At 48.0% G+C, this 23,835-nt stretch carries 21 protein-coding genes, 1 tRNA gene and 3 pseudogenes; 13 read left to right on the plus strand and 12 right to left on the minus strand.

What is annotated here, in order from left to right:
• Positions 1-84 precede the first annotated feature (84 nt).
• The 6 genes from FNY10_RS12595 (at position 85) to FNY10_RS12620 (ending at position 6,506) form a co-directional block, all read left to right on the plus strand.
• Complete coding sequence (locus FNY10_RS12595; RefSeq protein ID WP_160702636.1) at positions 85-690, plus strand: helix-turn-helix transcriptional regulator; 606 nt, start codon at positions 85-87, stop codon at positions 688-690.
• A gap of 15 nt (positions 691-705) precedes the next feature.
• Entirely contained in the window at positions 706-2,025 is a 1,320-nt protein-coding gene (locus tag FNY10_RS12600) for a TolC family outer membrane protein (protein ID WP_160702638.1), read from the plus strand.
• A gap of 15 nt (positions 2,026-2,040) precedes the next feature.
• Positions 2,041-3,303 carry an HlyD family efflux transporter periplasmic adaptor subunit gene (locus FNY10_RS12605; protein ID WP_160702640.1) on the plus strand — a complete coding sequence of 421 codons (1,263 nt, stop codon included), beginning with the start codon at positions 2,041-2,043 and terminating at the stop codon, positions 3,301-3,303.
• Positions 3,304-3,327: 24 nt separating this feature from the next.
• Positions 3,328-5,493 carry a peptidase domain-containing ABC transporter gene (locus FNY10_RS12610; RefSeq protein ID WP_160702642.1) on the plus strand — a complete coding sequence of 722 codons (2,166 nt, stop codon included), beginning with the start codon at positions 3,328-3,330 and terminating at the stop codon, positions 5,491-5,493.
• Between the two features lie 60 nt (positions 5,494-5,553).
• Positions 5,554-5,982, plus strand: a complete 429-nt coding sequence (locus tag FNY10_RS12615; protein WP_131050457.1) for a DcrB-related protein — start codon at positions 5,554-5,556, stop codon at positions 5,980-5,982.
• A 200-nt stretch (positions 5,983-6,182) separates the two neighbouring features.
• Positions 6,183-6,506 (plus strand): colicin V synthesis protein, encoded by a 324-nt coding sequence (locus FNY10_RS12620; protein WP_131050456.1) that lies wholly within the window; start codon positions 6,183-6,185, stop codon positions 6,504-6,506.
• A 61-nt stretch (positions 6,507-6,567) separates the two neighbouring features.
• On the opposite strand, the gene FNY10_RS12625 is transcribed toward FNY10_RS12620, so the two are convergent.
• Both FNY10_RS12625 and FNY10_RS12630 read right to left on the minus strand, forming a co-directional pair.
• Positions 6,568-7,041: a hypothetical protein gene (locus FNY10_RS12625; protein ID WP_160702644.1), complete on the minus strand. Its 474-nt coding sequence runs from the start codon at positions 7,039-7,041 to the stop codon at positions 6,568-6,570.
• Entirely contained in the window at positions 7,042-7,923 is an 882-nt protein-coding gene (locus FNY10_RS12630) for a winged helix-turn-helix domain-containing protein (protein ID WP_141964305.1), read from the minus strand. It lies immediately after the preceding gene.
• A gap of 401 nt (positions 7,924-8,324) precedes the next feature.
• Between FNY10_RS12630 and FNY10_RS12635 the strand changes: the two genes are divergently transcribed.
• A complete protein-coding gene (locus FNY10_RS12635) occupies positions 8,325-9,293 on the plus strand; it encodes an IS5-like element IS903B family transposase (RefSeq protein WP_013815099.1) in 969 nt (322 codons plus the stop codon).
• A 619-nt stretch (positions 9,294-9,912) separates the two neighbouring features.
• Here FNY10_RS12635 and ldtA read toward each other — a convergent pair.
• From ldtA to nac, 3 genes are all read right to left on the minus strand, one after another.
• On the minus strand, positions 9,913-10,854 hold the full coding sequence (gene ldtA / locus FNY10_RS12640; RefSeq protein WP_160703289.1) for a L,D-transpeptidase: 942 nt from the start codon (positions 10,852-10,854) through the stop codon (positions 9,913-9,915).
• Between the two features lie 109 nt (positions 10,855-10,963).
• On the minus strand, positions 10,964-11,914 hold the full coding sequence (gene cbl, locus FNY10_RS12645; protein WP_100684125.1) for an HTH-type transcriptional regulator Cbl: 951 nt from the start codon (positions 11,912-11,914) through the stop codon (positions 10,964-10,966).
• 106 nt (positions 11,915-12,020) lie between these two features.
• Positions 12,021-12,938, minus strand: coding sequence for a nitrogen assimilation transcriptional regulator NAC (gene nac, locus FNY10_RS12650; protein ID WP_100684126.1), 918 nt, complete (start codon positions 12,936-12,938; stop codon positions 12,021-12,023).
• Positions 12,939-13,267: 329 nt separating this feature from the next.
• Here nac and FNY10_RS12655 point away from each other — a divergent pair.
• From FNY10_RS12655 to FNY10_RS27345, 3 genes and pseudogenes are all read left to right on the plus strand, one after another.
• Positions 13,268-13,343 (plus strand) — tRNA-Asn (locus FNY10_RS12655).
• 181 nt (positions 13,344-13,524) lie between these two features.
• A pseudogene (locus FNY10_RS26970) lies at positions 13,525-13,692 on the plus strand (Arm DNA-binding domain-containing protein); the annotation flags it as partial.
• Positions 13,689-13,948: pseudogene (locus FNY10_RS27345) on the plus strand (hypothetical protein); the annotation flags it as partial. The pseudogenes FNY10_RS26970 and FNY10_RS27345, both read left to right, overlap by 4 nt.
• Here the strand turns inward: FNY10_RS27345 and FNY10_RS12665 are convergent.
• Positions 13,879-14,025 (minus strand): annotated as a pseudogene (locus FNY10_RS12665) (IS630 family transposase); the annotation flags it as partial. The pseudogenes FNY10_RS27345 and FNY10_RS12665 sit on opposite strands and share 70 nt — an antisense overlap.
• Before the next feature lie 161 nt (positions 14,026-14,186).
• Between FNY10_RS12665 and FNY10_RS12670 the strand changes: the two are divergent.
• Positions 14,187-14,516, plus strand: a complete 330-nt coding sequence (locus tag FNY10_RS12670) for an NIPSNAP family protein (RefSeq protein WP_160702646.1) — start codon at positions 14,187-14,189, stop codon at positions 14,514-14,516.
• A gap of 49 nt (positions 14,517-14,565) precedes the next feature.
• Here FNY10_RS12670 and FNY10_RS12675 read toward each other — a convergent pair whose 3' ends face one another.
• Complete coding sequence (locus FNY10_RS12675; RefSeq protein ID WP_160702658.1) at positions 14,566-15,330, minus strand: TSUP family transporter; 765 nt, start codon at positions 15,328-15,330, stop codon at positions 14,566-14,568.
• Positions 15,331-15,455: 125 nt separating this feature from the next.
• Complete coding sequence (locus FNY10_RS12680; protein ID WP_160702660.1) at positions 15,456-16,433, minus strand: hypothetical protein; 978 nt, start codon at positions 16,431-16,433, stop codon at positions 15,456-15,458.
• 216 nt (positions 16,434-16,649) lie between these two features.
• Between FNY10_RS12680 and FNY10_RS12685 the strand changes: the two genes are divergently transcribed.
• Complete coding sequence (locus FNY10_RS12685; protein WP_131048042.1) at positions 16,650-17,519, plus strand: LysR family transcriptional regulator; 870 nt, start codon at positions 16,650-16,652, stop codon at positions 17,517-17,519.
• Positions 17,520-17,898: 379 nt separating this feature from the next.
• Here the strand turns inward: FNY10_RS12685 and FNY10_RS26975 are convergent, their stop codons facing one another.
• The 4 genes from FNY10_RS26975 to FNY10_RS12705 all read right to left on the minus strand — a co-directional run bounded on the left by FNY10_RS26975 (position 17,899) and on the right by FNY10_RS12705 (position 22,408).
• Entirely contained in the window at positions 17,899-18,168 is a 270-nt protein-coding gene (locus FNY10_RS26975) for an aspartate/glutamate racemase family protein (RefSeq protein ID WP_227699381.1), read from the minus strand.
• A 607-nt stretch (positions 18,169-18,775) separates the two neighbouring features.
• Entirely contained in the window at positions 18,776-19,477 is a 702-nt protein-coding gene (locus FNY10_RS12695) for an oligogalacturonate-specific porin KdgM family protein (protein ID WP_160702662.1), read from the minus strand.
• Between the two features lie 113 nt (positions 19,478-19,590).
• Positions 19,591-20,958: a melibiose:sodium transporter MelB gene (melB, locus tag FNY10_RS12700; RefSeq protein WP_160702664.1), complete on the minus strand. Its 1,368-nt coding sequence runs from the start codon at positions 20,956-20,958 to the stop codon at positions 19,591-19,593.
• 82 nt (positions 20,959-21,040) lie between these two features.
• A complete protein-coding gene (locus FNY10_RS12705; RefSeq protein ID WP_103786951.1) occupies positions 21,041-22,408 on the minus strand; it encodes an alpha-glucosidase/alpha-galactosidase in 1,368 nt (455 codons plus the stop codon).
• 240 nt (positions 22,409-22,648) lie between these two features.
• Between FNY10_RS12705 and melR the strand changes: the two genes are divergently transcribed.
• Entirely contained in the window at positions 22,649-23,587 is a 939-nt protein-coding gene (melR, locus tag FNY10_RS12710) for a transcriptional regulator MelR (protein ID WP_160702666.1), read from the plus strand.
• Positions 23,588-23,835: the final 248 nt, after the last annotated feature.

Raw genomic sequence — 23,835 nt, forward strand, 5'->3', positions numbered from 1 at the left:
ATTCAACAAAGCCTAAATTCGACACAATTATAGTCTCCCATGCAAAACATGACGCTTAACATTACCTACTTTCATAAGTATTTCATGACCTATGACCTCATCACCACCTGTTTGCAGCGTGAACTCCCGACACGCTATTTAACGCTACATCATTTACCCGATCTGAACACTCTGTTAAGCGCGGTTGAAAATAATAAAATAGATATTCTGATGATTAATTCATCCTGCCTCTTCGATGGTTTTTTCCACGAAACGGAAATCAGAAAGATGCTTTCCGTTATTTGCCCCCACCAGCAGATGGTGACAGTGCTCTTTGCACAAAATATGAAGCCGATGTTGCTGAGGAAAATGGTGCATTCAGGAATGAATATTCTGATAAGCCCCCATGATACTCCGCATGAATTGCTGAAGGCATTGATGAGCGCAATCGCCTCCCCACACGCAGAACCTTATGTATCACAGACTATTAGAGAACTTTTGCAACACCCATCGGATGAACTGACCACCAAAGAGTGGGAAGTTCTCAATCTGATCAATCAGGGTTATTCGCTGTCACAAATAGCCTCAAAAAAATGCCGTGCGATGAGTACCGTCTCGACGCAGAAGCGTAAAGCGATGGATAAGCTCCATCTCACAAACGAAAGTGAATTACGCCGTTTTTTACATCAGAACACCTTTTTTAATCACTAAGTCCCGTGGAACACCATGTTTAACAAAATACTTATTTCGCTTACCGTCGGATTATTGTGGTGCGGGAATGCTTGCGCGCTGTCGCTTCAGCAGGCCCTGCTTGCAGCCAGTGCTTATAACGCAGAATTTAATGCGGCACGCAGAGTGCATGACGCAGATGGACAAAAGAAATATCAGGGATTTGCCGGATTACTGCCGGTCGTCACCCTCAACGCCGCCTGGAATAAAGCCGACCAGCCGGACGCCGCCTATTCGGCGGGCGTCACCCGGCATAATTACAGTTTTAATCTGACACAGCCTGTTTTTGACGTCGCCAGATATGCCAACTGGCGTAAAACCGTGGTCATCAGCGATTTGGCCGATGTGAATTACCTGATCGCGCAGCAAAAAATGATCGCTGATGTGGTAACGGCTTATTACAGCGTGGTGTATCAGCGCAGCGTCCTCGAAACCCAGCGCAAAATCCTTACCGCGTTTGATGCGCGGCTGCAACAGGTACAAAAATCGTTGAAGTTAGGCGACGGAACGCGGCTGGATGAAGCGGAGGCGCAGGCTAATTATGACAAAGCGGTCGCTGATGAACTGGCAGCTGAAAACACGCTTAATGATGCCAGAGTGGTTTTTCATCAGTTGACCGGTCTGGATGCTCAGGACATTGCCGATCGGAGGCTGGACTGCGTTCGCTACGCTGACGACATGAATCCGGAGCAATTAAAACGCACGGCGGCGGCGAGCAATCTTGAGGTGCTCGCCGCCCTGCAAGCCATTAAAGGCAGCGAAGCCGATCTGGTTACGGCCACGGCCAACCATCTGCCGGTCGTGACCCTGCAGGCCGGTTATGGCAAAAACTGGAGCCGGGCGGAAGGCAGTAACGTACTTGACGACCTGTTCGGCACCACCGCCAAAACAGACAACACCACCATTGGCATCAATATCGCCATCCCCCTGTTCGCCGGCGGAAGCCACATTTCACAGAGTCTGGAAGCGGCCCATCGCTTTGAACAAAGCAAAGATCTGCTGATTGATGCGCGTCGCAAAGCGGAACAGCAGACCTTACAGGCGATATCGGGGGTACGAAACGCCCGGTCGCTGATTAAAGCCTACCAGCGGGCGATCGGCTCGGCAGGTAAGCGGTTGACCTCAACCCGCTATGGACGGGAAATCGGCCAGCGGACACTGATCGACGAATTTAATGCAGAAAATGAATATTACCGGGCTATTCAGGACCTTGCTCAAACTCAGAACGCGCTGATTCAGTCGATAGTCAATCTAAAATCAGCCACTGGAACGCTGGATTACGCCGCGATGCGCAGTCTTGATTGCCGTGCCACGTAACCGGAGCTTTCGACAATGAATCACGACTTATTTCGTAAAGAATCACTGGATGCGAACAAAACCAAAGTGTTAGGTCCGGTTGCACTTTACTGCCCCCCCTTCCGCTGGCTGATCGTGGCGATGGTATGCGCCCTGACGATCGCGCTGGTCGGTTTTTGCAGCCTCGGAAGCTACACCAAACGTGAAACGGCGAAAGGGGTACTGACCCCGGAAACCGGCATTATGACCATTACCGCCATGACGGCTGGCACCGTTACCGCCCTCCCCGTCCGCGAAGGTCGTGGGATAAAAAAAGGCGAACGTATTGCCACGGTCTCTTCCGAAATCTCTACCGCGCGCTATGGCCAGACGCGCGAGGCGATAGCCAGACAGCTTGAGATCCAGTCCCAGGGGGTGACTCAACAGTTAACCAACCTCGAACAACGAAATGTTGAAGCGTTGAAGTCCTTACAAGAAAGAAGCAGCCTGCTGGCGCAACAAACGACGGAGCTGGATACCATTTATCGCCAGCGTCAGCGGCAAATTGCGCTGAGCCAAAAGCAGGTCGACAAAATGACGGCAATGCGCGCCGAAGGCTACGCCTCTAATACCCAGGTCGAACAGCAGGAGAGTGAACTGCTGGATGCCAAAGTACGATTACAGGACGTTGCCCGCCAACGTATTGAAATCAGGCAACAGCACGCGCAAACACGCCAGCAGCTGCGTGAGCAGCCTCTTACCTACTTTCAGCAAAAGAATGACCTGCAGCAAAAGCTGTCGGATATCACGCAATCGATGATGGAAAACGAATCACGCCGGTCGGTGGATCTGCGCGCGCCGGAACAGGGGACGGTAAGCGCCGTGCTGGTGAAGCCGGGGCAGATAGTCAGCGCCGGGCAAACTATCGCCATGCTCCTCCCGGACAACGCTCATCTACAGGCAAGGATCCTGCTCAGCAGCCGGGCCATCGGTTTTATCCAGAGCGGTCAGCGGGTGGTGCTGCGCTATGAATCCTTTCCCTGGCAAAAATTTGGGCAGCACTCTGGCGCGGTCAGTGAAATCTCGACATCCCCTCTGTCACCTCAGGAGGTCGCCAGCCTCACCGGCAATACCCAGATTCAGGAGCCGCTTTATCAGGTCAAGGTCACGCTCGATAGCCAGTCGGTGCAAGCCTACGGCAAACAGTTCGCCCTGCGTCCCGGTAGCGCGCTCGATGCGGATTTTATCGTCGATAAGCGCCGTATCTACGAATGGGTTCTCGAGCCGCTTAATGCGCTTGGCAAAATGACCTCTTTATAATTTCAAATGCTAACTCAGGTGATCATGGATCTCTTTCATAAACTTAATTTGTCGTTTCGCCATAAACTCCCCGTCCTGCGACAAACTCAGGCCGCGGAATGCGGGCTGACCTGCGTCGGGATGATCGCGGGCTATTACGGCCATCAGATAGATATGGTGTCCCTGCGTCATCGTTTTCCCTCATCGCAAAAAGGCAGCACGCTGGCCGATGTGATGTCTTTTACGCAAAAGTTAGATATGGGCTGCCGCGCGGTCCGCCTCGAACTGGATGAACTCAATAAGCTGAAGCTGCCCTGCATCCTGCACTGGGATATGAACCATTTCGTGGTGTTGAAAAGCATCAACAAAAATACCATCGCTATCCACGACCCGGCGCGCGGCGTGCGTAAGGTGGCGATGGATGAGGTATCACGATCCTTCACCGGCGTGGCGCTGGAACTCTATCCTGCCGCCACCTTTGAGCGCAAGGATGAGAAAAAATCGATCTCGATGCTGAGTCTTATCCGTAACGTCTCGGGTATCGGTTCGGCATTTATTCAGGTGGCGCTGCTCTCTCTGGCGCTCGAGTTCTTCGGCATCATTACGCCCTTTTATATGCAGTGGGTCATTGACCAGGTGCTGGTCTCCGCTGACCGGGATTTGCTGACGCTGCTTGGCGTCGCGTTTATTTTTATTACGCTGTTCCAGAATCTGATTGGCGCGCTGCGCAGCTGGGTGACGACCTGGTTCTCCAGTATGCTGAGCGTGCAGTGGTCCAGCAATCTGTGCGCTCACCTGCTGGGTTTGCCGCTGAGCTATTTTGAAGATCGCCACGTGGGCGACATCCTGTCACGCTTTGGCTCCATCGCGAATATACAAAGCACGCTGACCGGCCGGTTTATCTCCTCCATCTTCGACGGCATCATGGCTATGGTCACCCTGGGCGTGATTTTTGCCTACAATGCCACCCTGACCTTTATCGTTATTGGCCTGTTCCTGCTCTATGCGCTAATCCGCTGGATCTCATTCGAACCTTTTCGTCAGGCAAGCGAAGACCAGCTGCTGGCTTCGGCGCAGGCACAGTCGCAACTGCTGGAGTCCATTCGCGGGGTTCAGGCGATCAAGCTCAACAACAAACAGGATTTGCGCGTTTCAACCTTTACCAATGAGACCGTACAATCCACCAACAAAGGCATTACCACCCAAAAACTCTCTATTGGTTTCAGTACGTTACAAAGCATCATTTCAGGCACCGGTAAAATCGTACTGATCTGGCTGGCCGCCGCACAGGTGCTGGATGGCAACTTTACCAGCGGGATGCTGGTCGCCTTTATCAGCTTTTCCGACCAGTTTATTTCGCGATCTGCCGGTCTGATTAATGCGCTGATTGACTTCAAAATGCTGCGTTTGCATGGCGAACGCCTCTCGGACATTGTGCTGAGCGAAAAAGAAGCGGACCTGGCAAGCAGCGTCGCGCTGCCTGAGCAGGAAGGATCGGTGCATCTGGCCGTCAATCAGCTCTCGTTTCGCTACTCCGCTACCGATGCAGAAATTTTCACGGGCTTTAATCTGGAGATCGCGGCCGGCGAATCGGTAGCCATTATCGGCCCTTCCGGGCAGGGTAAAACGACGCTGGCAAAACTCCTGTTAGGCTTACTTAAGCCAGGGAACGGCAGCATCTGTATCAACGGCATCGACCACGGCAAACTCGGGATGACGCTCTACCGCGACCTGATCGGCAGCGTGATGCAAACCGACCAGCTCTTTGCCGGTTCGATTATCGATAACATCAGCTTCTTTGATGCCAGCCTCGATCGACTGCGGGTGGAAAAGGTGGCCAGAATCGCGCAGATTCACGATGACATCATGGCGATGCCCATGGGTTACAACAGTATGGTCGGCGATATGGGATCCTCCCTCTCTGGTGGGCAAATACAACGCGTTATTCTCGCGCGGGCACTGTATCGAAACCCACGTCTGCTGATTCTTGATGAAGCGACCAGCCACCTGGATATAGCCCGTGAAAGCGCCATCAATGACGCCATCAGGCAGATGAATGTCACCCGGATTATTATTGCGCACCGTCCGGAAACCATATTAAGCGCTGACCGTATTATTGAGATCCATCGCCACGGCGTCATTGAAGTGGCAAAGCGCGATTTTATCCATGCCATCAAACATTCTCAGGCAGCCCTGCAGGCTGACTGGTGATTAAAAATGGGGTCTCTCCCACCCCTTCGCCACTCCATCGTCTTACATTCAGGAGACAGTATGAGCAACCATTTAGTATGCCTTGAAGGAACCGTAGATTTTGAAGAAGAGATTAGAAACCAGGCGGTTAATATCATCTCCTTCCGCCATGGCCAGCAAATCACCATCAATCGCGACCGCATGATGCCCGGCTGGTCTTTTGCGGAACAGATGTCTTTACAGTTAGACAACGCGCAAAAAATATTTAAGCAATTTAATTTTGTGAAAATGGATAAGTGGCAAGGCGACGATGCATTTGGTGAAACAATAGAAGTTGTCTTTACCTTCGTATCCGCTAGCGGGCAACGTGTCTGGCAGGTTACCTTCGCATCCTGCATCGCCGGACAGGATATTATCAATTTTACCAGCGTATATCCGGATAAAGAGAGCATGGAAAACGAAATTGGCCGACTTCAACGCTGTGTGAAACGATTCATTTTAAATACCTGATCTCCCCCGTTGCCGCTCTTACATTAGCCGCAACGATTTTAAAATTACAAAAACCGGTAACCAGGAAAGGTAAAATAGAAGTAATTCTATTTATTTACATATATGCCATGGGCATAATCAATACATCAGAAATGACGGCAAAAATGAATGCCGGGATATTTCTGTAACGACGCTTTATAGTTAACTAAAGGAAGAACCAAATGCGCGAATTAAATGTAATGGAAATTGATGCTGTCTCCGGGGCAGGTCTTTTTAGCTCTCTGACCAGCGCTATTCTGGGCGCCACCGCAGCAGGATGCGCTGGTGCGATCATTGGCGGCATGCACGGCGGTGACGGCGGCGGTCTCCTCGGCGTTGGCTCCATCGGCCAGCTGGTAGGCATGATTGGCGGCGGCCTGATTGGCGTCGTAGCTGGTGCCATCGGTGGCGCCGTGGTGGGCTGGGATGACCCGAATGCCGTGACTTCTACCGTGCTCCAGTTTGCTAACAACGTCAGCAACGGGGATTTCATGCGGGCTGCCTGATTTGCCGATTAACCACAAGGTGCAGATCATTCTGCACCTTTTTCTTTTCTGAAACGCATGATTAGTCAGCGACATTACAGATATAGGTAGGAAGCACTGAGATCATAAAGAGATAGTTGCCACTTTTTTGTTGGTTTATCCGAATATGAAGGCTCTTATCCGGGTAAACGAAAAAATCAGGCTCGTACTGACTCAACCAGCCATCATCCACATTATCATCCGGAAACTTAAGATTCTTCTCTGATGTCAGATAATAGATGTACTGATGTCTGCGCATGGAAAACGATATCTTCCGGTTAAAAACCTTCTTCGCATCAGATTGTGCACGGCCATTAATACTCACCACCCCAGCCTTGCCGTTAAACATAAAGCGCAGGGAAACATCAATATTTTCATTCTCATAATGCTGAGAAAAGCTGGCAACACAGGAGAATTCGTCGAGTCGATTTTTATTCCATAATGAATAAATAGACACCGCGGCAGTCGCTATCGCTAATACCGGCAGCAGTACCTTCAATATACGGCTGGTTCTCACTTACTGGACCTCAAAAAAATAATCAGAAATACAGCTGTTCGGTTCGTTCATCTGCCTGTCACAGCGAATAACGGAGGTTCTCGGCAGCATAGGAAAACGGGTAACATATACCCATGGATAATTTGTGCAGTTATCCAGGAACTGGCTGGCTCTTCTGAGAGCGGTAGAACGCTCTTTATCAGTGGTGATGCCGTCCGAGAGATAGATGTGACAACCCTCGATGGTTCTCAGGAAATCGTAGTGAGAAAAGTACTGGTTTTGCCCTTCAGCATAACGACTCACCGCGATATATCCTGCCAGAAGAAGAATAATCGACAGCAGTGCGCCAACTATTATGCCTGGCAACCGGCGACGACATTCTGTTTTTCTCTCTGTGTCCTGGCGTTCCGGGAGGAGTACCTCTTCTTTATGGGTTATCAGCGCGTCGACATCATCCTCAGATGACGGCGGAGGTTGCGTTTTAAGTTTCTTCTCCAACTGAGTCTCAGCAAAAGAGAGACTGTGAGAAGGCATAGGGCTGGTTTCAACCTGCTGTTCAGAGGTTAATTTTTTAATATATACACCGCTGGCCAGTGTTAACCCCACTCGCGAAATCGTCACAACCAGCTCTTCATCAAGGCCCGTTTTTTTAAGGCCTTTACGCAGAATAGAAATATTTTGATAAAATGTATTAGTGGATACCTGCATACCACATTTTGTCCAGACAATATCCAGAAACTCTTGCTGGGTGACGATACTGCCAATCCGTTCAATAAGCAGCAATAAACACCGACTGGCCGGTGAATTTAAGATAATAACATTGTCATGATTATTAAGATCGCGCAACGTACTGGTTGCCGGATGAAACTCAACGGTTCCATTTATTATGTAACGGTTATGCATACGTTTACGTCAAAGCTCCGGGTAAAATTCAGGAATTGCAATAATCCGTTACGTACAACAATCCCGTCAGAGATTATTTTATTGTTCAGATAACGGATTACAGGACATCCTGATACAACATGACTCACGATGAACAGATGAAAACAATACCACTAACACTAATACAGTTATCATTAATACAAATTGCTATGCATTTACCCTGCGCTGTCATCTGACAAGCAAAAAATCACAGTGCAATACGCAATTACACTTCATCTGTCATTTGGCAAATAAAAAAAACACAACAGATATTTCGCTTAATAAATATTAAAACAATCTCAGTATAATCACACCATCAACAGGCGGACTAACTGTTTTTAACCGACGGATGGCTTTGTTGAATAAATCGAACTTTTGCTGAGTTGAAGGATCAGATCACGTATCTTCCCGACAACGCAGACCGTTCCGTGGCAAAGCAAAAGTTCAAAATCACCAACTGGCCCACCTACAATAAAGCCCTCATCAACCGTGGCTCCATAACTTTCTGGCTGGATGATGAAGCTATTCAGGCCTGGTATGAGTCAGCAACACCTTCTTCACGAGGCAGACCTCAGCGCTATTCTGACCTTGCCATCACGACTGTGCTGGTCATTAAACGCGTATTCAGGCTGACCCTGCGCGCTGCGCAGGGCTTTATTGATTCCATTTTTTCTCTGATGAACGTTCCGCTACGCTGCCCGGATTACAGCTGTGTCAGCAGGCGGGCAAAGTCGGTTAATGTCAGTTTCAAAACGCCCACCCGGGGTGAAATCGCACACCTGGTAATTGATTCCACCGGGCTGAAGGTCTTCGGTGAAGGCGAGTGGAAAGTCAAAAAGCATGGCCAGGAACGCCGCCGTATCTGGCGTAAGCTGCATCTCGCCGTTGACAGTAAAACACATGAAATCATCTGCGCTGACCTGTCGCTGAACAATGTGACGGACTCAGAAGCCTTCCCGGGTCTTATCCGGCAGACTCACAGAAAAATCAGGGCAGCATCGGCAGACGGCGCTTACGACACCCGGCTCTGTCACGATGAACTGCGGCGTAAGAAAATCAGCGCGCTTATCCCTCCCCGAAAAGGTGCGGGTTACTGGCCCGGTGAATATGCAGACCGTAACCGTGCAGTGGCTAATCAGCGAATGACCGGGAGTAATGCGCGGTGGAAATGGACAACAGATTACAACCGTCGCTCGATAGCGGAAACGGCGATGTACCGGGTAAAACAGCTGTTCGGGGGTTCACTGACGCTGCGTGACTACGATGGTCAGGTTGCGGAGGCTATGGCCCTGGTACGAGCGCTGAACAAAATGACGAAAGCAGGTATGCCTGAAAGCGTGCGTATTGCCTGAAAACACAACCCGCTACGGGGGAGACTTACCCGAAATCTGATTTATTCAACAAAGCCCCGACGGATACTCGATATTTGATAGGTAAAACAAATCATCAAGAATATAGTTATTGTTGTTATATTTCATATGGCAATTAATAGAATTATTAATTCAGATTTCATTAAGATAATTTTATAAATAATCATCATTAAGGTGATTGATTTTCATGCTTACTTTTACATGTATTGATCCAGATCAATGATCTGGCCATTACAGAACAAAACAAACCAATCAGGATTTTTTATCTTTCCTGAAAGCACCGCCCGTCGCTCTCACACGAAAGCGCCTCCCCATTCCTGAAAAAAATCGGGATATAAGGCGTCTGCCATCATGATTCCTCCCGGCGAAATAAGAATATTCCCTGCTTTGAAAGGGTATGCTGGCGAAGTCAGGTTTTGCTTGTATTTTTACTGCGATGGGTTTTGCTGCCGATTTTCGTTTCGCTCACCGTTCAGCCCGTTAGCGGCAGAGACGATACCGGACAGAGGAACCCTGTTTAAGAAGCCCACTTAAGGAAACTTAAGCGGGCTTCTTGCTCTTCTGCTTTGATCTCACCTCAATGGGTGACAGCCGCGCGACGCTAGCTGCCGATATGGCCTGGCGTTCCGGCCTCGCTGATATTGACCGGCATTCCGGAGCGTCGTTCAAGGGCCTGTTCCGCCCGAAGCACATTGACGCCTGTTCCTTTTACAAACTCCTGCATGCCGGTGGTCATGGGTAACGGTACTTTTCTGTCAGATTCGTATTCTGCACGGTTACGCGACAGTGGCTCATGCACTTCAACCCAGCGGCTACCGTCCGGCTCTTCGGTAAACTTCACCGGCTGATCGATAATCTGCACGCGGGTGCCAACCGGGACATTGTCGAACAGATATTTGATATCGTCATTACGCAAGCGAATGCACCCCTGACTGACGCGCAGCCCGATACCAAAATTGGCATTGGTGCCATGAATCGCGTACAGCCTGCCGATATAAATCGCGTACAGTCCCATCGGATTATCCGGCCCGGCCGGAACAAACGCCGGCAGACTCTCGCCTCTGCGGGCATATTCACGCCGCGTATTGGCCGTTGGCGTCCAGGTCGGCGCTTCCTGCTTACGTTCTACGGCCGTGACCCAGTTGCGCGGCGTTTCACGCCCCGCCTGGCCGATGCCAATCGGCAAAACTTCAACGCTATTTCCTTCCGGCGGGTAGTAATAGAGGCGCATTTCCGCCACGTTGACCACAATGCCTTCGCGAACCGTGGCAGGCAAAATCAGCTGCTGCGGGATAACCAGCGTGCTGCCCGACCTCGGAAGAAAGACGTCAACGCCGGGGTTCGCTTCCAGCATGTTGCTCAGCCCCTGCCCGTATTGCGCCGCAAAGGTCTCCAGCGGTTGAGTATTGTTATGCGGTACGGTAATCAGCTGTGGGCTTCCCACCAGGCGGCTTCCTTCCGGCGGCAGCGGATAACTGACAGCCAGCGCACTCTGGCTTGAGAGAATAATGAAAAGAGAGCACAACCATTTCACACGCCGCACCATTTATTTCCCTTCCTCAGTCGCGACAATCGTGAGTGCATTATAGCGTTTTTCTCACCGCCTCGTGGCAGCGGAGCGCAGTTCCTTTATCCGCCACCGCGATAATGTGTTAGATCTGATAATCAATCGCCACTTCTTCCGGTTCCATGGCCTGGCGTTTAATCTCATCCAGCGACAGTCCGGCATTGCACAACTCGATAAACCGCCAGACATAATTGCGTTGCAACTGCCCGCGTTTTAGCCCTAACCAGACGGTATTGGCATCGAAAAGGTGCCGGGTTTCGAGGCGGGTAAAGGTGTCTGATTCCCGGGCATCGCCCGATTGCTCCGCCACCAGCCCGACGCCAAGCCCGAGCTCAACATAGGTTTTAATGACATCGGAGTCCTGTGCGCTAAGGACAATATCCGGCATCAGCCCTTTACGATTAAAGGCTTCATCAATACGCGAGCGTCCGGTGATGCCCTGTCGATAGGTAATCAATGGCCAGCGAGAAATGGCTTCCAGAGTTAAAGGGGTAGTTTGTACCAGCGGGTGGTCTTTCGGCACCAGCAGGCTGTGATGCCAGCGGAACCAGGGAAAGGCCACCAGCGTCGGATCGTTACTCAGGCGTTCACTGGCGATACCGATATCCGCGCCACCGTTATGCAACAGCGCTTCAATCTCCTGGGGGGTTCCCTGAATCAGTTCCAGCCGCACATCGGAAAAGAGCTCGCGGAAAGCTTTGATTACCGGCGGCAGACTATAGCGCGCCTGGGTATGGGTCGTCGCAATCGTGAGCACGCCGGACGCATCGTTGGTAAACAAGTCGGCCAGACGGCGGACATTGCTGGCTTCATTGAGGATACGTTCCGCAATGGATAAGAGCGCTTTTCCCGGCTCCGTCATCCCCAGCAGACGCTTACCGCGGCGGATGAAGATCTCGATCCCCAGCTCTTCTTCCAGTTCACGAATATGACGACTCACGCCCGATTGCGATGTGTAAAGCATATTTGCGACTTCCGTCAGGTTGTAATCCTGACGGGCCGCCTCACGAATAATTTTTAGTTGCTGGAAATTCACCCTTTCCTCCGGGCTATCAGACATAACATATGCACTATTGTTAAAGTCTGTTGTCCTTACTAACAAATAATAAAAACCAGCAACTTATTCCTTTCAGGAATATAGATTAACTCACCAGCAACAATTCACGATTTTCCAGCGATGGACGACTCACCAGCGAAAGTAAAATCTCTTTCACCGCCTGCGCCTGCGGCGACAGGCTGCCTTTCGCCGACATGTTCAGAGATAAGGACAGGCTCATCGAAGGCGTACTGATCCGCGCCATCCAGCCGTTGGCCGCCCCACACAGCGAACGCGCGGCGGATTCTGGCAGTACGGTGACGCCCATTCCGCTGGCGATCGCCGCAGTTAGCGTCGTAATGGATTCGATTTCGCCGATAATCTTCGCCGACAAACGACGCAGCGTGAAGGCTTCCGTCACGCGCGCACGGACTGCGCTGTAATCACGCGGCAGGAACAGGTTCATCTCCGCCACCGCGGTCAGATCGACGCTCTGGCCTGGGCAATCGCGGGTTCCGACCAGATAAAGATCTTCTTTCAGCAGAGGCTGGCTGATGATACCAGCGACCGGCGAGCGCTCGTAAAGCACGGCCATATCCAGCTGGCCGCTGAGCAGTTTATCGTTAAGGACTGTTCCGCTACTTTCCTGCAGGTAGACCATCACTTCAGGCAGCTCATTGCGGACCGTCTGCAGCAGCGGCATGGTAATGGCAGAAGCCGCGGTCCCCGGCGCAAGGCCAATCGAGACCTGGCCGCTGAGCGTATGACCCACGTTATTTACCGCCAGCTGCGCCTGCTCGCACTGGCGCAGGATGGTGCGCGCATGGGTATAGAGTATCTTCCCGGCTTCGGTCGGCGTCACGCCGCGCTTTGTCCGAATCAGCAGCTGCTGGTCCAGTTCGCCTTCCAGGGTCGCCACCTGCTGGCTCAGCGCCGGTTGTGCGATGTGCAAGACTTCAGCAGCCTGGGTCAGACTGCCGATATCGACGATTTTTACAAAATACTTCAGTCGTCTTAAGTTCATTTTGCCTCCTGTAAGGAAAGCCAGTACCAACGCTGGCTATTGAGTTACAGAGGTTTTGCAATTTGCTTGCCAGTTTTTTCGCATCGGTGCAAAGGCCGCGCCAGGCGGCGTGATAAGCGATTCTGATAGCAATGGAGGATTTATTTGCCCGGTAAGCGGATTACGCTATGCCCCATTAGAGGTATACCCGCACCATAACGGTGCGTATTGATGGAAAATCGCGCAAGCGCACCCCCACTGCTGAAATTGTCAGCAATCAAACACATTCCGGTGATTCTGTCTTTGACAAGGCCATGCGCCGCCGTTAATATGCGCCCCGTTCACACGATTCCTCTGTAGTTCAGTCGGTAGAACGGCGGACTGTTAATCCGTATGTCACTGGTTCGAGTCCAGTCAGAGGAGCCATATTTAAGAAGCCCGCTTAAGGAAACTTAAGCGGGCTTTTTGCTTTTCAGCATCGGCAGGATGTTGATTCAACAGGCGAATGTGGCAATGCTTCCGGCGCATTTGATTTTTGCCTCTGCATCGGGAAAAACGGGTGGTCAAATTCGGGGACAGGTCAGTTCGGTAATGGAGTGACCACCATATGTCTCTGAACGACACTAAAACCCGCAGCTTAAAACCATCCGCTAAACCTTTCAAAGTTTCCGATTGTCATAGCCTGTACCTTTTAGTCAATCCTGGCGGTTCACGTCTCTGGTATCTCAAATATCGTATTAATGGTAAAGAATCCCACATCGGCTTAGGTGCCTATCATTCCCCAGCATCCGTAATCCATCCAGACCAATGAGTGAAATACGGTTAATAAGGCGCTGCGGCTGATGGAATATAATACTAAAGAGGATGTCTGCGGCCACGGATTTCGGGCAATGGTCTGTAGTGCCTTGATAGAAACAGGTCTCTGGTCACAGGATGCGGTTGAGCGTCAGATGAGCCATCAGGAGCGAATAACGTTGCTGACACGGTCATCCCGATGCTGCATCAGCATGGCAGTCAGCCTGCGGGCATAATTTTTATCGTGCGTTTTATGGATTGCTTTCTGCATCAGGCGTCGTTCGTCACGGGGAATGGGTGCTATGATCGGCATCGCTCAGTTTGGTTGGTGATTGGTTTGATTTGGCGATTGATCAGATCGCACAATCCGGGCTGAGTTCATCTGATTGCAGTCTGTTGCATCAGGTCCTGATGTCACGTGCTGTCGCCCCGATTCCCGGTACAGGCAAATGCAGAATAACGAGGACAGGTACAATGATTAATCAGCTTCGTCTTTATACAATAAACCCGGATTTACGTGATGAATTTCTGGCAAGATTTGAAAAACACGCGGCCAGAATCATGAGAGATAAGTATGGTTTTAATATACTGGCTATGTGGTTATCTGGTGAAAGTGCCAGACTCCGGTTTATATACCTGCTTTCATGGACAGACCAAACGGCCATGAACAACTCATGGGCAGAATTTATGGCAGATGAAGAATGGCGTACAATAAAAAAACAATTCTGGGAAACCACACCTGAACCCGTATTATCTATAGAGGATATTGTGCTGGAAGCGGCTGGGTTTTCATCTCCATTATAAATTTTAATCAAAAAACCTGTACAGTCTGAAAAATTACTTTCAGACTGCCTCAGAGAATGGAAATCCCCATTCGTCCGATGAGAAACAGTAATAGTATCAGGAAAAAAACTCTGATAAACCCACTGCCATACCGCAAGGCTAAAAATACGCCCGTAATTGCCCCTGCAACATTACAAATACCGACTATACCTCCGGTTATCCACAACACGTTCCCTGACGGTACAAAAAAAAGCAATGCAGCAGTAAAAGTCCCAAGGTTTATTAATTTGGCTGATGCAGAAGCATTCAGAAAATCAAAGCCAAAACATTTAACAAAGGCAAACAATAAAAGACTTCCGCTGCCTGCTCCGAATATGCCATCATAGAATCCGATAAAAGCGCCTAACACTATCCCCAACAGCATCTCTTTCAGACCAATCCTGATATCAGCATGTAGTCGTCCCAGATCTTTTTTTATGAATGTATAAACTGCCATAATAATAAGGACGACAAAAACCAGATATTCCATAAACTCTCTTGGTATAAGAGAGACCGTGTATGCGCCAGCGAATGAAAAAACAAATGCAGCGCCCATTACTGGAATAATGAGCTTCCATATAATCTTTACCCGGCGGAGATACCCTGAGACAGAAAATGCGTTCCCGAGCAGAACTGCCAGTTTGTTGGTACCAAAAATCGTTGCCAGACTGGATCCAGGTAGAGCATGAATAAGAGCAGGAATTTGAACAAGCCCTCCGCCACCAACAGCAGCATCGATCAGACCACCACAGAAAGCGAAGCCTCCCAGTGCAAAAAGAGAAATATCAATATTCATAACTTATTACAGTCTCCCACAAAAGCAACAAAGACATATTTTAAATTTATTTCTCTTGTAACACCTGAGGCATCATTACCTGCCCCATAACAGGCAACGAACAATAGGATAGCCAGTTCCATATTTCAGTGAGTCAGAACGTTTTGTAATGCAGAAAAAGCGACGCCAACTCTCCTGTTATAATCAAGCATGGCATGTTTAAGTCGTTCTGTATCGAATGACAGCCCCGCGATACGGCCAAAGGCCTGTAACGCGGCCAGCGCATGCAAGCCATGTCTGTTTTCCACCTCCCCGGCATGGCCCATGACGTAACCTTTGGCGTTACGCAAAGTTTTAGTGTCCTCATTTAACGATGCATTGAAGGACAATAATTTCCTCTCTATAAACTGGGCAAGAAAATTGTATTCGCGCCCGTTCCAGAGTTCAGAAGCGACAGAGACCATCATGGCATCCATGACAGACTGCAGATGTTGAGGAGAACGCATTGCAGACTTATGTTTTGCAATGCCAGTATTGTAGAGGAAATCAGAGAATTCATTACACCCATTGATTTTATATTGATCATCAACCCAGGCTGCAGCCCTGAAAGCATTTGTCATGTATTTATACATTCCGTCATGCCCCTTCTGGCCAAGTCCAAAGTCATCTTTTGTTACTTCATGCATATGAGCCAGAACGTTATGATAGATAGCCTGATCTTCATGTGAAATATAAAGTGCATCAGCGGACAGGCGCATGATTATTTTTCCGGATACCAGGCTTGTCGTTTTGTGCGTTTCATTCCAGCCATTAAAGAAGCTGAGGACACCGGGATCAACTTTATCCTTTCTCAGAAAGGCAAGAAAAGTCCCTTCTGCATAAGCCTGCGCCTCCTGAGTTATCTCATGACAAAGAACTTTGTACATCATATTCTGAATGTCTTTGACATGATCAATATGTGCGGGCACGGGTGACCTGCGAACATCTCCGGCAATCCAACGACCAGGAATTTTTAACATTGCGATATGTTCAGGCAAACCATCGATGAATATCTCACCCAGTTCCTGCATAGAATAAGATTTTTTCGATATGTCATCACAGCATTGCAAAGATAAGGAAGTCATAAATTCACCTCTGTTATTCGCGGACTGAAAGTATTTAAAGACTCCTGAGCCATTCATTGGTAAATGGATGAAAAATTAACTATTTTCGGTTTTCATTGCGGCATTTAAAAAATAATGTCTGATTCCACCTGCTCCAGGCATTGTAGGAGGATTGATTAACTCACTACAACTGACTTATAGTGAGTTATTTATTCACTTTTAGTGAGGTGTGAAGGGATGGATTTATCTCAGCTGAAAATGTTTAAAACCGTCGCCGAGCAGGGTAGCATCGCCAGAGCATCCGAAAGACTGCACTGCGTTCCCTCAAATATCACAAACAGAATCAAGCTCCTGGAAACGGAACTGGGTGTTTCTCTTTTTATCCGCAAGGGGCGCGGTCTGGTCATCACACCTTCGGGAGAAATACTGCTTGAGTACGCCAGCAAAATACTGACTTACTGCCAGGAAGCCCGCCGGGCACTTGAACCCTCATCAGAACCTGCCGGGATCCTGCGGATCGGAGCGATTGAATCTGCGGCAACAGGACGTCTACCGATGGTTCTCTCAAAATTCCACCAGAATTATCCTGCAGTCCAGGTACAGTTCAGTACAGGGACATGGCAACAGTTAGTCAGTGATGTCGCCGGGCATAAACTCGATTGCGCTGTCATCGCGACAAAGGATGACCATCCGGATATCACTTATGTGAATGCCCACCAGGAATCACTGGTATTGATTACCTCTCCTTTTACGGGAAAGATCTCTGCCCCTCAGGACCTGAAAGGTAAACGGATTTATATGTGGCCGCACGGGTGTCCTTACCGACACGCCCTGGAGCGTTGGGTCAATCAGCATCAGGTCACGGTCGATATCACCAGCATTGCAAGCTACGGAACTATTCTTGGATGTGTCAGCTCCGGAGCCGGTGTCTCGCTGGTACCTGCTGGCTTTTTTGAGCAGTTCAAAAGAACAGGTAATATCAGGGGGTATACTTTTAACGAGTTATTTCCCGTACAAAATTACTTTATAAAAAATAGCAGAATAGACCTTCATCACTCACGTAATGCGTTTGAAACGTTATTGCGTGCTGAATTAAACGATGTATGACTTTTTTATGGCCATAATCAGCACATCACACCGCGAGAACGTAGCCGTAGCGTGTTTCGCAGCGCTAAAACACCTGATGGTGTAATACAATAAATTTTAACGAGGATCAATAATCACTGAATATGAACCAGTTAACGTGCCGCACCAGAATCATTTTTTTCCTCAATCAGTCGTCTGTAGTGCCTTATTGTCGCCCGGGAGAGGCTTGTCGCGGTATCCACGATGGCAAAGTTAAAAGAATTCCTCGATATCAGTGGGCTAAGATCTGTACATGCAATAAGAACAGCATCGGCCTGAGTGCTCCCCACCATCGACATTAAATTATGCCATCTGGCCTGAACTTCCGGGTCCCTGAAGCCTTTTGCTTTTACTAACCCAATTAACGATGTGGTTGTGGAACGAAGCTCCTGCGAATCAATCCCTCTCTGCCTGAATCTCTTATCCGTTGCTGATAAAAACCGGCTTCATGCGTTGGCTCGGTAGCAAGTATTGCGACTTTACCTGCCTCTACTGGTAGGGCTTCAAGCGCACTGTCAGCGATATGGAGAAGTGGGATACCAGCACTAACCTCATTCATTTCATCAAAGTAGCAGTGTGCAAGGTTACAGGGCACGGCTATCAGACTTACGTCTGCTGATAGAAAATACATATTAAAAATCAATTAACTATATATATGTAACAGAAGGTAAATTGCTACTTTTTTTACAGTAAGATGTGATTGCGAGTCCGATAGTCTGAGCATTTCTGCTGAATGGGTGCCTGGCACAAAGCAGACTGCCAGGTTTTTTACTCAGGTTGTAAGTTCCACTACGGGGACAGGATCAACACAACCCTTGTAGATATGACAATAGTAAAGATCACTTAATGCACAAGACTGCTCAAATCAGTTTTATGTAATCAGATTCGATTGGTGGTCATTCTGGTGGTCTTGACAGATTGGGGATTCAGGTTTAGCTTATTTATTAGCCAGTTACTGGCAAAGGCGATCCCAGTCAGAGGAGCCATATTTAAGAAGCCCGCTTAAGGAAACTTAAGCGGGCTTTTTGCTTTCATACCTTCGCATAAATCATTATCTGATTTTGATTCAAAAGGTTAGCGTGAAAACTACTACCGCGCCGGATGGGATCTACCTTTACCTCAGTCGGGCACCCCTTCGTGAAATCATCCATGCGGGTAGGTTGGATTTTTGACGCACTTATCTAATAGCCTGAATTCAGTGCAACCGGAGCACTTCCGGACCGCAGATTTATTTTCAGTCAGAAGTTGTACCTCAGTCCGATACGGAAACGATAATTCTCGGCGTTTTCAGACACAACCCGATCCATCCAACCCGCTTCCAGATATGGCACCCAGTGGTGAAATCCAGTATAGGTCAGTACATTATTAACCTCCCAGTGATAAGTCCGATCGTTATCGGAGTGAAAATTGGCCGCCTGTTGAATATAAGTGGGTTCAATATAATAACTCCAGTCAGGATCAATAATATAGCTCACACCGATGTGAAATTCACCGGTATTATTTTCCTGTTCACCACCGTCAATTGTCATGGAATCATAATTACGGTAATTGTATCGGGTTCGCAGAACAAAATTTAGTTTTTGAGAAGCAAAATATCTAAAATCAAAATAGGCTGCACCTCCCGATCCCTCCGTATTCTCATTGACTATTCCCCCGCCCATTACGGCAAAATCTGCAGAGGACCAGAAAGGATACCACCCTTCAAGTTCATTCCAACTATGTTTAAGCTGATCATATGTTCCGGTGTTATAAGCGTTAGTCAACATGACGCCAGCGCTATTATCAAAATCATACCCCCCGCGAAATGCCAGCTCGTGCTGATTTGTAGCAGTCCAGTATGATTCGCGCCCTTCCACCCAGGGGCCGGCGCTGAACACCTGGCTACTGTAAAGTGCAAAAACTATCGACATTATCACTGTAACTTTCTTTATTTCATCCATAATTATCCCTTCAACTTAAATTATATGGTACATTACTAAAAATTAGCCATGTATAAAAATATCATTCAAGGCTTTAGCTTAATAACTTGAATATAGTTATCCAGGATAATCTATCAGTTCGACGTGTGGTATTTATCCAGCAGAGTGATATTTATTTTCCTCAGAAAATCCCCATTCAGCCTGTAAAATTTAAAGTAAAAGACTAAGGTTATTGCAAAAAAAATCGCGGGTAACAGGATCATAATAATCTGCATGCCATAAACTGTAGATGCTGACTGTGTCACTCTGGGGACATAGCCAATGACAGAAAGAACAAAGCTGACAATGAAACCAGCAAATGCGGCCCCCGCTTTAACTACCATTGTCTGAACTGAATAGGCAATGCTTTCGCTGCGAATCTTGAGTTTGAATTCACCATAATCCACAGTGTCAGCTACCATGATAACCTGCAATACCCAAAAGAGAGCCGTACCAATATTAAGCATAATGCCAGCAATGAAAATCAAGGATATCAATTGATGAGCCGTGATGGTAATCCATAACAATATTCCGCAACTCAGGATAGGCGTGATTGATGCACAGGCCCACAATATCCGGCGCGAGAACTTTTTAACCAGTTGAGGGAAAAATATTAAGGTAATAAGGTTTGCTACTCCAGCATATGACATATACCAGGGGAAAAGATCTGCATTATTCATCACGTAGCTAAAATAATAAATAGCAAACCCCTGAATAATATTAGAAGCGATATTATAAGCTAATGCCATAACCAGCATACAGGTTAACTGATCATTCTTAAAAATAAGACCTAATATCTGTTTTAGATTAGTACGCTCTGCCCCTCCGGTTGTACTGTTATCAGAAGAATAAACTTCGTGAACATTTCTCAATGTAACAATGGTTGATACAATAAAAAATGCAATTAAAACTAGCGTAAACATCTGGAATCCATATCCCCGGTCAGTTCCCCCTACCATATTAACAAACGGTAAAGTTATTCCGGCTGTAACAAAACTGGCTACGCTGGCAAAAAAGCGCGGCCAGGGGACCAGTTGTTCACGTTCCCGTTTATCCAGAGTAATGGTGGGAACCAGAGACCAGAATGGTACATCCATAATGGTGTAGGTAAACCCCCACAGCAGGTACGTTGCCCATACCCATACAAGCTGAGCAATACCTGTAAAGTGATGGGCACTGAATAGCATAAACAGCACAACAGAATTGGTCAGGGTGCCAATTAAAATCCATGGCTTGAACTTACCCCAGCGCGAGCGGGTACAGTCTACGATCCAGCCCATAATAGGGTCGGCTAGTGCATCAAGGATGCGGGCGACCAGAAACAACGAGCCAACCATACCTGCCGACAGACCAACTACATCGGTATAGTAATACATCAGATACATATAAACGATAATGATCGCGAAATCCTTACCAAAAGCACCAAACCCGTAACTCAACTTTGTTTTTATTGACACACTCATAGGGTACAGTCGCTGTTACCAGCGTCTCCATTTGCTATATTTTTATATATGGTCAGCCTTCCTGATAAGCTGACCAGGTGAGTTAGCAGGCAGCAATATGTTGTTGTGCCCAGGCAGGTAGCCAATCGCCATGACTTTCGATCAAATCATCTATAAGTGCGTAGATTTCATCAATACCCAGTACGGCGGCAGTATGCGGATCCATCATCGCGGCATAGTAAATATATTCATGGTTTTCCGTGAGAATCGCTTCGGTAATAAGCGTCTGTACATTTATGTTAGTGAGCATCATTGCAGCAAGATGCGCGGGCAGGCTCCCGACTTTAGTCGGCTGAATACCATTGGAATCGACAAGACATGGCACCTCTACGCAGCATCCTTGCGGCAGATTGTCGATCAACCCATTGTTGCGCACGTTTCCATAAATAACGCTCGGCTCACCGGTCCAGATAGCATTCATGATGGTGCTGGCGTATTCTCTTGATGGCTTAATATTAATGCGCGCGGCGGTTTTATACTCTTCCAACTCCTTCTGCCAGTTTTCCCGCTGTTCAATGCAACGTTTCGGGTATTCATCAAGTGGCACCTGATAGCGCTCAATCAAATCTTCACGCCCGGGTTTGATAAACCACGGTGTATATTCGGCGAAATGTTCGGAGGATTCGGTAACGAAATAACCGAGTTTTTTGAACATCTCATAACGCACGATATTCTGACAGCGAGGGTTGCCATGCATATTCGGCTTCGGTACACGCTTGTCAGCGTAGGCCTGGAGCAAATCCGGGTAGAGGCTGACATAACTACCATCCGCCTGCTTTTTCTCTAAAGATAAATAGAATGCCATATGGTTGATGCCCGCGCAGCGGTAGCGTAACAAGCCCGGATCGAGGTCGAGATCTCTGGCCAACTCCTCCGCAGTACCTTGCACCGAGTGGCATAACCCAACCTGTTTGATATGCGGATAACGGGCATACACCGCCCAGGTATTCATTGCCATCGGGTTAACGTAGTTCAACATAGTGGCGTGAGGACAGACCTCAGTCATGTCTTCGCAAATTTGCCACAAATGTGGAATGGTACGCAGGGCGCGCATAATACCGCCAGGGCCAAGAGTATCTGCGATAGTCTGTTCCAGCCCATGACGTTTACAGACGTCGAAATCTGTCACAGTACAAGGTTCGTAGCCGCCAATCTGAAAAGCGACGACGACAAAATCCGCGTCTTTCAGCGCCGTTTTCTGATCTGTGTGGCAACTGATTTTCCCATCAGCGCCAACAGAACTCATCAGTTTGCGAACAACAATGTGTGACTCTTCCAGTCGCGTAGGATCAATATCCATCAGCGCGACATGCGCAGATTTCAGCGCCGGACGCTGAAAAACGTCACCCAGTATGTTTTTAACAAACACTGTCGAACCGGCGCCGATAAAGGTAATTTTTGGTACAGACATTTCGATATCCCTCTTAGCAGAATTAAACGATCACATAATGCCACTGGCAGTGCCTCATTCCTTCCACCATACGGTCATATTATTCCCGGAAAGTAAGAACTCGCATCTGCTAAGAAAAAATCTGAGTTTCCGGGAATAGAGATAAAAAAAAATGGAGAAAAGTGTTTCAGAGTTAAGTTAAGCTATCAGCTTAACAAGCTTGAACCGGACGATTGTAACCAGTGAAGGAGGGGGGGAGAGATGAAGGTAACGATAGCGCCGCAACTGACTGGCGATCCATATTCACGCCAAAGTACGGAAACGGTAGCCTGTAGCCCTTTATCACTTAACTCTGATTACCAGCGTATGTATATAGAAATGCGCCCTCCCCATATAATGCCATCAAGCCATTGGCATGGACAACTTGAAGTCAATATTCCCTTTGATGGCGACGTTGAGTATTTATTTAACAACGAAACTGTCCGAATGAAGCAAGGCTATATTACTTTATTCTGGGCATGCATCCCACATCAGCTAACGAAGATAGAAAACTGCAGAAACATGGCGATATTTAATATTCCCATGCATCTTTTTTTATTGTGGCCATTAGACCGGGAGTTGATAAACAATATCACTCATGGACGCGTCATCAAATCTCGTTTTGCACAACAAATTGGCAAATTCGAAATTCGTAGATGGCAACGGGAGATCAACAGCGAAGACGGGCAGATACGACAACTGGCCATAGATGAAATGACAATAATGTTAAAAAGATTTTGCTTGTCCGGATGGACTCCTGTTTCAGTAAATAAAATTTCAAAGGTGCATAATAACAAAATTTCAGGGCATGCACAGTTTTATGTAAGTCAAATGTTAGAATATATCTCCCACAACTACCATCGTCCAGTTTGCATTAACGAAATTGCAAACCATGTTAGATTAAACCCTAATTATACGATGGGTATATTTCAGCGTGTTATGCAACTCACGATTAAACAGTACATTACAATTATGCGAGTTAATCATGCGCGAGCGCTTCTCAGTGATACAGATAAACCTATTCTGGACATCATGTTCGCATCAGGTTTTGATTCCAGCAGCCGTTTTTATCATGCATTCAAAAAATATACCGGTATTCCGCCGCAACAATATCGAAATAATGCGCAAAGATTTCATCTGCAAGAACAAGATGATAATTAAAAATAACCATTTTGTTATATAATTAACTATTTCTGGTAGCGAATAGTAGTATTCGCCGGGTTTACTGCCTGCTGAAACTGAATTTTCCTCCCTCCTTGTTTATGCTCACAGGCGCTATAGAGCAAGCACTGAGTCACCATACACGGCCGTACATCTGGAAGTCCGCAGGGCCAGTGCCCCATCGAATCTCTCACAGTTTATGCCGGCACGGCTTTATTGATTTATCCGACAATGTAAAAAACGATGAC

The sequence above is a fragment of the Klebsiella sp. Lac1 genome (assembly GCF_009825425.1).
Taxonomy (GTDB): Bacteria; Pseudomonadota; Gammaproteobacteria; order Enterobacterales; family Enterobacteriaceae; genus Klebsiella; species Klebsiella electrica.